We start from the raw sequence: 8,057 nt of genomic DNA, 5'->3' as shown, positions 1-8,057 counted from the left end.
TCCAGAACACCAGCCGCCGACCACCGCACCACATCACCGGTCCGATACATCCGCGAACCAGCCCCTGCGGCAAACGGATCCGCAACGAACCGCTCAGCCGTCAGACCCGCACGCCCCACATAACCCCGCGCCACACCCGAACCGGCAACATACAACTCACCCGCCACACCCACCGGCACCGGCGACAGCGCGGCATCCAACACATACACCCGCGTGTTGTCCATAGGCCGACCAATCGGCACCGACCCACCCACGACCGCACCCACCGGAACCTCGAACTGCGTCGCACACAACGTGATCTCCGTCGGCCCGTACAGAACCCGCACCACCGTGCCCGGACACGCCTCCACCACCCGCCGCACCGCCACCGGCGACACCACATCACCACCCGTCAACACCTCACGGACGCCGCGGAAACAGTCCGCGTCCTGTTCGGCGATCACACGGAAGAGCCCGGCAGTCAGGTGTACGGACGTGATCTGCTCCCGGGTGAGGAGCTTCCTCAGTGCCGCCGCGTCGATCGGCTCCGTCGGGGCGACGACGACCCGCGCCCCGGAGAGCAGCGGAACCCACAGTTCGTAGTCGGAGATGTCGAAGGCGTGCGGTGCGTGGAAGAGGACGCGATCCTCGGGACCGCTCTTCCAGGACGGGTCGCGGACCAGGTCGACGAGGGCGCGGTGGGTGACCGCAACGCCCTTGGGCTCACCCGTGGAGCCAGACGTGTACATCACGTACGCCAGGCCGTCAGCCTCCGCACGGGCTCCGACGCCGGCTCGGACACCGACACCGACACCGACACCAGAGACCAGGGACTCCGTGTCGTTCCCGGCCTCGCCGGCCGCTGCCGCGGCACCGTCGACCACATGGACGACGACCGCCGTGCCCGCACATGCGGCCGCATCCCCCGGCCGGTCCGTCAGCAGCAGCCGGGCACGGCAGTCTTCCACGACGAGTCGGCGGCGCTCCGCCGGGTAGCCGTCGTGTAGCGGTACGTAGAAGGCGCCGGTCTTGAGCACGGCCAGCAAGGTGACCACGAGGTCGGTGGAGCGTTCCATCCATACCGCGACCGCCTGCTCCGGACCCGCGCCCCTCGCGAGGAGTTCGCGGGCCAGGGCATCCGCCCGGGCGTCCAGCTCGGCGTACGTGAGCTCCGTGCCGCCGCCCGTGAGGGCGACGACGTCCGGGGTGGCCTGCGCCTGCGCGCGGAAGAGGTCGGGAACGGTGGTGGGCGGCGTCCCGGAGGTGGCGCCGTGGCCCAGAGCGAGGAGCTGCTCCCGTTCGGCCCGGCCGAGCAGGTCGAGGTTGCGGATCGCGGCGTCCGGCGTGGCGACGATGGCTTCGAGGAGCCGGACGAGGCGCGCCGCCAGCTGATCGACGGCCGCCCGGTCGAGGGCGTCCTCGCGGTAGTCGAGGTTCAGGACGAGCTCGCGTCCGGGAAGGACCATGAGGCTCAGCGGATAGTGGGTCGCGTCGTGACCCGTGACGTCGGCGACTCGGAGGTCCGAACCGAGTCCGGCGGACGCGGCCTCGTCCACCGGGTAGTTCTCGAACACGACCACGGTGTCGAACAGGTCGGTCCGCTGTGCGGCCTTCTGGATTTCGGCGAGCCCGAGGTGCTGGTGTGGCATCAGGCGTGCCTGCTCGTCCTGAAGCCCGGCAAGGGCCTCGACGACGGACCGGGCCGGGTCGAGTCGCACCCGGACCGGCAGGGTGTTGATGAACAGCCCGACCATGGTCTCGATGCCGGGGAGCTCCGGGGGGCGTCCGGAGACGGTGGTGCCGAAGACCACGTCTTCCAGACCGGTGAGGCGTCCCAGCAGGATGCCCCAGGCGCCCTGCACCAGCGTGTTGAAGGTGAGGTTCCGGGTGCGTGCCAGTTCGGTGAGGGCGCTCGTCAGGCGTTCGTCCACCGTGAAGGTGGCGCGCTGCGGGAACGATTCCGCGGAGCTGGTGCCCGGGTGGGGTACGAGGCGGGTGGAGTCCTGGAGTCCGTCGAGTGCGGCCGCCCATTGCCTGCGCGCGGCCTCGCCGTCCTGCTGCGCGGTCCAGGTGAGGTAGTCGCGGTAGGGCGTGACCGGCGCGAGGCGGGCTTCGCCCCGGCTCTGGTAGAGCCTGAACAACTCCTGGAACAGGACCGCGTTCGACCATCCGTCGAGCAGGATGTGGTGGTTGGCCCAGACGAAGCGGTAGTCGTCCTCGGCCATCCGGACGAGGGCGCAGCGGATCAGCGGGGCCCGGCCCAGGTCGAAGCGGCGCCCGCGGTCCTGCGCGAGGATGCGTTCGAGTTCGGCTGCGCGCTGCTCCTGCACGAGGTGGGTGAGGTCGATGTCCTGCCAGGGAACGTCGACGTCGCGCATCACCAGTTGTACGGGCTGCCCCGTCTTGCGGTGCTGTATGCCCACCCGGAGGTTGGCGTGACGGTTCAGCACCTCGTTCACCGCCGTGCGCAGTGCCGGTCCGTCGACCGTCCCGCGCAGGGCGATCACGAGCTGGACGACGTACGTGTCCGCGGCGTCGTCGTCGAACTGCGCGTGGAAAAGGAGCCCCTCCTGCAGGGGCGACAACGGAAGGATGTCTTCAATCCGCGACCGCTTCATCTCAAATCCTTCCGTTCAGTCTTCGATCTCGGCGAATTCGAACTCGTCGATTTCGTCTTGGCTCAACCCCAGGAGGGGCACGTCGGACGGGGTCAGTCCGCCGATGGCGGGGGACTCGACCAGTGCGGCCAGGTCGGCCAGTGCCTGCGTGTACGCGTCGGCGAGCGCCTTTGTCTCGCCCGCCGTCGACAGTCGGCCCGGCCAGGCCCAGGTGGTGAGCAGCTCGGGTCCTGAGGCGGTGTCGCGGGCGACGGCGTTGACCGTCAGGGTGTGGGTCATGGGCATGTTCGGGTCGGCGCCGCCGCCGGCTTCTCCGTCGTCGATGACCGACCAGGGCCGTGGCTCCGCGCCGGTGTGGCCGGTCGGCGCCGGAATGCGTCCCAGGTAGTTGAAGAGGACGTGGGACGCGGGGAGGGCCGCGAGGCGGTCGGCGGCCGCCGGATTGAGGTACCTGAGCAGGCCGTATCCGAAGCCGTTGTCGGGGGCTGCCCGCAGCTGCTCCTTCACGTACTTGAGGCCGTCCTCGGCCCCGCGCCCGCCGCCGACCGCCTGCATGTCGAGGCGGACGGGCGCAACGCTGGTGAACCAGCCCACCGTCCGCGAGACGTCGAGGTCGAAGCTGTTCTCCTGCCGCCCGTGGCGCTCCACGTCGACGAGGAACGGCGGCGTGGTCCCGCCGGGCCGTGCCGTGCGACGGTCGACGGCCAGCATGAGGGCTGCGAGCAGGACGCTGTCGGGTGCGCAGTTGAAGGCCTCGGGCAGTGTGGTCAGCAGCGGTCCCGCCAGTTCCGCCGGGAGCGTCACGCTGAGGTTCTCGGCGGTGCCCCACGTGTCGCGGGCGGTGTCGAGGGCGGCCGGGGCCGTACTCAAGGGCGCTTCGGTGTCCGCGGTGACCTGCTCCCAGAAGGGCAGCTCGCCGATCCGCCGGTCCGCCTCGGCGGTCGCGTGCTCGGCCCAGCGACGGAAGGACGTGTAGACGGGCTGGAGGCGCGGTGGCCGGCCGGCTGCGACGTCCTCCCAGGCAGAGACGAGGTCGGGCACGAGGATGCGCCAGGAGACGGCGTCGACGGCGAGGTGGTGGAGCGTGATGACCAGGATTCCGTGCGCGTGCGGTCCGGCGTCGAGCCAGACGACGTCGAGCATCCTGCCGTTCGCCGGGGCCAGACGGCCACCGGCCTCGGCCTGCTGTTCGACTGCCAGTTCCCGCAGCCGCGACTCCCCCAGCCCTGCTGCCTCGACGCGGGACAGGGACGACACGGCGGAGACCGTGCCGGCCGGCAGCACCTCCAGCTGCCACGTTCCGTCCTGGGCGGCGGCGAGCCGGGCCCTGAGGAGGTCGTGGTGGTCGACGACCGCCTGCACCGCGGCCGTGAGGTCCTCGCGGAGCAGGCCGCCCGGGGTCACGAGCATGACCGACTGGCTGAACCGGTCGATGACGTCGTTGCGCTCGCAGAGCTGTCGCATGACCGGCGTGAGCGGCACCATGCCGGTGCCGGAGTCGGCCGGCGCGTCGGTGCGCCCGTCCACCTCGACCGCCACCGCCGCGAGTCCTTCGACGGTCTTGCGTTCGAACACCTGTCGCGGCGTGACGATCAGTCCTGCGGCGCGTGCCCTGGCGACGAGCTGGATGGAGACGATGCTGTCGCCGCCCATCGCGAAGAAGCTGTCGTCCGCGGACACCTCGCCGACGCCCAGTACATCGGCGAAGACCGCGCACAGCGTGCGTTCCTTGTCGGTGCGGGGCGCCCGGCCTCCTCCTCCCGCATGGTCGGGTGCGGGCAGGGCCGCCCTGTCGAGCTTGCCCGTCGGCCCGAGGGGAAGGGCGTCGAGCTGCACCAGGGCCGCGGGGACCATGTAATCGGGCACGGCGTCGGCCAAGCGGACCCTCAGGTCCTCGGGCTCGATCCGGGCGTCGCCGTCGGCAACCAGGTAGGCGACGAGCCGCTTGCCGCCAGGCCGGTCCTCTCGGACGACGACCACTGCCTGGGCCACGTCCGGGAACGACTCCAGCGCCGCCTCGATCTCACCCGGCTCGATGCGGAAGCCGCGCACCTTGACCTGGGTGTCCGTACGGCCGGCGAACTCCAGAGTTCCCTCGGACCGCCACTTCACCCGGTCGCCGGTCCGGTACATGCGCGTGCCGGAAGGACCGAAGGGGTCGGCGACGAACCGCTCCGCCGACAGGTCGGGGTGGTCGACGTAGCCGCGGGCCAGACCCTCACCGGCGACGTACAGCTCTCCGATCACTCCGCAGGGCACGGGTTGCAGGCCTTCGTCAAGCACGTACAGCCGGGTGTTGTCGAGGGGGCGGCCGATCGGGATGGGAGAGGTGTCCTCGCTCCCCGCGGGCAGTGCGTGGTGGGCGACGCACAAGGTCGCCTCGGTCGGCCCGTAGCTGTTGGTGAACCGCATGCCCCGGGCATGCTCCCGCACCTTCCGCACTGCGGAAGGCGAGACGGTGTCGCCGCCGACGTAGACGTCGCGGAGGCCGGCGAAGCTCTGCGGCGAACTCTCGGCCATGGCACGGAAGATGCCCTCGTTGAGCAGAGCCACGGTGACCCGTTCCGCCGTCATGGTGCGGGCGAGCTCGGGGATGTCCGCGGCCACGGTGCCCGAGGCCACGAGAGTGGCACCGCTGAGGAGACCGCCCCACATTTCGTAGGTGGATGCGTCGAACGACGGCGACGAGTGGACGAGGACGCGGTCCTCGCCCGTGTGACCCCAGTACCGGTCGCAGACGAGCGCGACGACGCTGCGGTGGGTGACGGCCACGCCCTTGGGCAGCCCGGTGGAACCGGAAGTGAACATGACGTACGCCAGGTCGAGCGGATCCGGCGACGGCACCGGATCAGCCGCCGCCGGCACACCCCGTACGGGCAGCTCCTCGACCTGCAACGCGTCGAGACCGCCCCTGAGGTGCCGGTCCCCGAGCAGGGCGCGGGTCGTCCGGTCGACGACGACGGCGGTGCTCCGGGAGTCGCCGAGGATCAGCTCCAGGCGGGCGGCGGGGCTGCGCCGGTCCAGGGGCACGTACGCCGCTCCGACGTGCACGAGCGCGAGGGTCAGGGAGATCTGGTCGAGCCAGCTGTCCAACAGGAGCGCCACGCGGTCGCCCCGCCCGATGCCACGTGAAACCAGCCCGTGCACGAGTTCCCGTACGCGCATGCCCAGCTCGGCGTAGGTGAGCTCGACTCCGCCGGCCACCAGGGCGAGGGCGTCGGGGGTACGCGAAACCTGTGCACGGAACAGCTCCGGCAACGTCGCCCCGGGGATCTCGTGTGCAGTGTCGTTCCACTCGACGAGCATCCGGCGCCGCTCGTCCGCGCCGAGGACGCTGACGCTGCGGATCGGCCGGTCAGGGGCGCCGGTGACCGTTTCGAGGAGCCGGGACAGCCGCTCGGCGAGCTGCTCGACCGTGCCGCGCTCGAACAGGTCGGTGCGGTAGTCCAACTCGCCCAGCAGGCCGGTCGGGGCCCCGCCGGGCCCATGGGTCTCGGCGAGGTTGAGGGACAGGTCGAACCGTGCGGCCGGAATGTGCACCGGCTCGTCCTGCGTCTTGATGCCGGGCAGGTCGAGATCGGGCTGCGCGTTGTTGTGGAAGGCGAGCATGACCTGGAAGAGGGGGTGACGTGCCATGGAGCGGGTCGGGTTGAGGATCTCCACCAGGCGCTCGAAGGGCACGTCCTGGTGGGCGAAGGCCGCCAGGTCCGCTTCCCTGACCCGTTCGAGGACCTCGCGGAACGTGGGATCGCCCGACAGGTCGGTCCGCAGGACCAGCGTGTTCACGAAGAACCCGACGAGGTCGTCCAACGCGTCATCGGTACGCCCCGCGACGGGCGTCCCGATCGGGATGTCCTGGCCGGCACCCATCTTCGACAGCAACACCGCAAGGGCCGCCTGCACGGTCATGAACAGGCTCGCCCCGGAGGAACGGGACAGCTCCAGCAGACGTGCATGTACCTCAGCCGGCACCCGTACGTCCACGGAGTCACCCTCGCGCGAGGCGATCGCGGGGCGCGGGTGGTCGACCGGCAGCTCCAGCTCTTCCGGGAGATCGGCCAGGGCGTGCTTCCAATGGGCGACCTGGGCGGCGATCACGCTGTCCGGGTCGGCCTCGTCCCCGAGGACCTCCCGCTGCCAGAGCGTGTAGTCCCCGTACTGCACCGCGAGCGGCCGCCGATCCGGGGCCTGCCCCTGGCAGCGGGCCGCATACGCATTCGAAAGGTCCCGGGCCATCGGCTCCATCGACCAGCCGTCCGCCGCGATGTGATGGACCACCATGACGAGAACCCACTGGTCCGGGGCGTCCTCGACCTCCAGCACGCGGATCCGCCACGGCAGATCACGTTCCAGATCGAAGCCCTCGGTCACCACCGCCGAGATCACGGCAGCCATCCCGGCCTCGGAAACCCGCTCGACGCAACAGGCCGGAACTCCTTCCGCACCCGCCAGGACCTCCTGCCGCGGCTCGCCGTCCACCTGCGGGAACACCGTCCGCAGACTCTCGTGCCGACCCGCGACGTCCGCCAGCGCGGCCCGCAGCGCCGCCACATCCAGCGCGCCCGTCAAACGCACCACCAGCGGGATGTTGTACGTCGCCGACACACCCTCCAGCTGGCCCAGGAACCACAGACGACGCTGCGCGAACGACACCGGAAGCACCTCCGGCCGCACCCGCCGCGCCAACGGCTCACGGACCCGAGCACCTTCATCGAGCCGGTCCACGAGGCCCGCCACGGACGGAGCCTCGAACAGGGAACGGATGCTCACCTCGACCCCGAGAACCGTCCGGATCCGGCTCACCAGGCGCGTCGCCAACAGCGAATGCCCACCCAACTCGAAGAAACCGTCATCGATCGACACCGACTCCACGCCCAGGACCTCCGCGAAGAGCCCGCACAGGATCTCCTCCCGCGGGGTCCGCGGCGCCCGCCCCGACGCGTCCGTCGCGTATGCGGGAGCCGGCAGCGCCCTGCGGTCCAGCTTCCCGTTCGGCGTCAACGGCAGACCGTCCAGCACGACGAACGCGGACGGCACCATGTAATCCGGCAGCCGATCCGCGACGTACCGGCGAAGGACCGCAGCGTCGAAGTCCACCGCCCCAACCACGACATAGGCCACGAGGCGCTTGTCGCCCGGCTGGTCCTCCCGGACCACGACGGCGCCCTGGCCCACCGATTCGTGACCCGCCAGGACGGCCTCGATCTCGCCCGGCTCGATACGGAAACCCCGCACCTTCACCTGCGCATCAGCACGCCCCACGAACTCCAGAACACCATCCGCGGACCAGCGCACCACATCACCGGTCCGATACATCCGCGAACCGGCCACCACCGCAAACGGATCCGCGACGAACCGCTCCGCGGTCAGACCCGCACGCCCCAGATAACCCCGGGCCAACTGAGCACCCGCCACATACAACTCACCCGGAACACCCACCGGCACCGGCGACAACGCCGC

At 70.7% G+C, this 8,057-nt stretch carries 2 protein-coding genes; both read right to left on the bottom strand.

What is annotated here, in order from left to right; all coding sequences use genetic code 11:
• Window positions 1-2,564: amino acid adenylation domain-containing protein (locus AB0M92_RS38930; protein WP_366107129.1), on the bottom strand; the 2,564-nt coding region annotated here is incomplete at its 3' end.
• 48 nt (window positions 2,565-2,612) lie between these two features.
• The gene (locus AB0M92_RS38925) at window positions 2,613-7,859 is read right to left on the bottom strand and encodes an amino acid adenylation domain-containing protein (protein WP_366107128.1); all 5,247 of its coding nucleotides are present in this window, start codon (window positions 7,857-7,859) and stop codon (window positions 2,613-2,615) included.
• Window positions 7,860-8,057 lie beyond the last annotated feature (198 nt).

It is taken from the genome of Streptomyces sp. NPDC051582, from assembly GCF_040681715.1.
Classification (GTDB): Bacteria; Actinomycetota; Actinomycetes; order Streptomycetales; family Streptomycetaceae; genus Streptomyces.
Note: the sequence above shows the minus strand (reverse complement) of the source record. Positions and strands in the feature narration are given on the sequence as shown.